Source organism: Kribbella caucasensis, from assembly GCF_004361855.1.
In the GTDB taxonomy this organism is placed as follows: Bacteria; Actinomycetota; Actinomycetes; order Propionibacteriales; family Kribbellaceae; genus Kribbella; species Kribbella caucasensis.
This window is the reverse complement of sequence record NZ_SNWQ01000077.1, coordinates 1-2,415: the sequence shown is the minus strand read 5'-3', so window position 1 is coordinate 2,415 and position 2,415 is coordinate 1. Positions and strand designations below refer to the sequence as shown.

The window sequence follows — 2,415 nt, the reverse complement described above, 5'->3', positions numbered from 1 at the left end:
CTGACGGAGGTCCTTACCAAACCTCCAAGCCTCGAAAACTGAACCATCTAGGCAGCCCTTCTTTCTCTAGCCTCTTTAGGGAAAGGAGGGCTGACCTATGACCTGACTTGGGTCAGTTGCAGGGCTTCTTGAGGAGTACAACGCGCTGACCTGCGACGATGTGTCAGCTTAGTGTGCGTTCAAGGCACTAATTCGGGTCGGTAGGATCCGCGGATGGCCTGGGTTCGGCGGGTTCGCACGGCCTCGGGTGCCACAGCGGTCCAGATCGCGGAGTCGGTGGACGGTCGGCGGCGGATCGTGCGGCATGTCGGCTCCGCACGCGACGAGGCCGAACTCGGGCTGCTCATCGAGGAGGCCCACCGCCTTCTTGACGATGACCGCCAAGGCGTGCTGGACCTCGGGATCACGCCCGCGCGCACGAAGGTCGTGATGGTCCCGCCGCCCAGCACTGCGGGGCTGTTCGCCGACAGGACGGGTGCAGCGACGTCGCGGCTGTTGGTGGCGCGGCCACAGGTACTCAAGACCTCCTCGGCGCTGCTCTACGACGCGCTGGCTGGGGTGTACGCCAGCCTCGGTTTCGACGCCGTGGGCGATGAGGTCTTCCGCGACCTGGTGATCGCTCGGATCGTTGAGCCGACCAGCCTGCTCGACACCGACCGTGTCCTGGCCGAGATGGGCCGGGTATCAGCGAGCCATTCGACCAGGAAACGGACGCTGCGGCGTGCCCACGCGGGCGGCTACCGCGACCAGATCGCAGCCACCTGCTTCCGCCACGCCCTCACGACCGGCGACGTGAGTCTGGTGCTCTACGACGTCACCACGCTCTACTTCGAAGCAGACAAGGACGACGACCTCCGCAAGGTCGGCTACTCCAAGGAACGCCGCGTCGACCCTCAGATCGTCGTCGGGCTGCTGGTCGACCGCCACGGGTTCCCGCTCGAGATCGGCTGCTTCGAAGGCAACAAGGCCGAAACGTTGACGATCGTCCCGATCGTCAAGGCCTTCCAGGAACGCCACGGCATCACGGACATGGTCGTCGTGGCCGACGCCGGGATGCTGTCGGCCGGCAACCTGCGCGACCTCGACGAAGCAGGCCTACGGTTCATCGTCGGGTCCCGAGTGACGAAGGCACCCAAGGACCTCGAATCCCACTTCCGCTGGCACGGGACCGCCTTCGCCGACGGGCAGGTGATCGACACCATCACCCCGAAGGACCAGCGCGGGATGACGAGCAACGCGAGTGACCCCAAGGTGAAGGCCGAGCCGGTCTGGGATCGGCAGGCCCATCCTCGATCATGGCGAGCGGTGTGGGCGTACTCCACGAAACGGGCGGTGCGCGACAACAAGACCCTGACACTGCAGGAGAACAAGGCCCGTGCTGTCGTCGCGGGCGAGAAGGCCGCGAGGACACCTCGGTTCGTCAAGACCCGCAACGGCGCCCAAACCCTCGACGAGGCATCACTCGCGCGGGCACGCCGGCTGCTCGGCTTGAAGGGCTACGTCACCAACATCGAGGCCACCATCATGCCTGCGCATGAAGTGATTGCGAGCTACCACGACCTGTGGCACGTCGAGCAGTCGTTCCGGATGTCCAAGACCGACCTACGTGCCCGGCCCGTGTTTGCCCGGACCCGTGACGCGATCGAAGCCCACCTGACCATCGTGTTCACCGCGCTCGCGGTGTCCCGAACCGTGCAGAACCGGACCGGCCTGTCGCTGCGCCGGTTCCTGCGCACCCTCAAGCCACTGCGCTCGGCCACCATCGAGATCAACGGCGTGACCAACACGATCCCGCCCGCACTCAGCCCCGACATCGAGACCATCCTCAACGCCCTCGAGTCGCCGAGCCCAAGGCACTAAGCCGAATGACCCAACTCAGGTGGGGTGGGGGGCGCATCCTAAGCGGCTAGCCCTCTGTCCTGAGCTAAGGAGCTTGGCGGGAGTCACCGACGACATGTCCGTAGTGGAAGCGGGCTACGTCGTTAGGAGGCATCTGGTAAGTGCCATTGACTCTCTGTCAGGCTCCTTCGACTTCGGTGGGAGGCAGTACGAGGCCGATGTGATGAAGCGGGTGTTTCGCATCCTCTTGCACATCGAAGGAAAGTACCAGGACGCGGTTGCCAGGCGGTACCGGGTGATCACTCTGTTGGGGATCTTCTGCAGTATCGAATCCTGGAGAAGGCCGTTCGGCCTGGAGCGGGATCTGGTTCATCTTCTCGCTCTGACTCTGACGGAGGTCCTTACCAAACCTCCAAGCCTCGAAAACTGAACCATCTAGGCAGCCCTTCTTTCTCTAGCCTCTTTAGGGAAAGGAGGGCTGACTGTTGCCCGTCGTTCATCTTGCAGATGAAGGCGTCACCGGTGTTGCCGATGGGCGGGGTGTGGGAAGGCCCCGCTCGCTGGTCGCGGACGGGG

At 64.2% G+C, this 2,415-nt stretch carries 2 protein-coding genes; both read left to right on the top strand.

Annotated elements, in window-relative coordinates; all coding sequences use genetic code 11:
- Positions 1-213 precede the first annotated feature (213 nt).
- On the top strand, positions 214-1,860 hold the full coding sequence (locus EV643_RS43865; protein WP_133806157.1) for an IS1634 family transposase: 1,647 nt from the start codon (positions 214-216) through the stop codon (positions 1,858-1,860).
- A 94-nt stretch (positions 1,861-1,954) separates the two neighbouring features.
- A complete protein-coding gene (locus EV643_RS43860; protein WP_133806156.1) occupies positions 1,955-2,269 on the top strand; it encodes a hypothetical protein in 315 nt (104 codons plus the stop codon).
- Positions 2,270-2,415 lie beyond the last annotated feature (146 nt).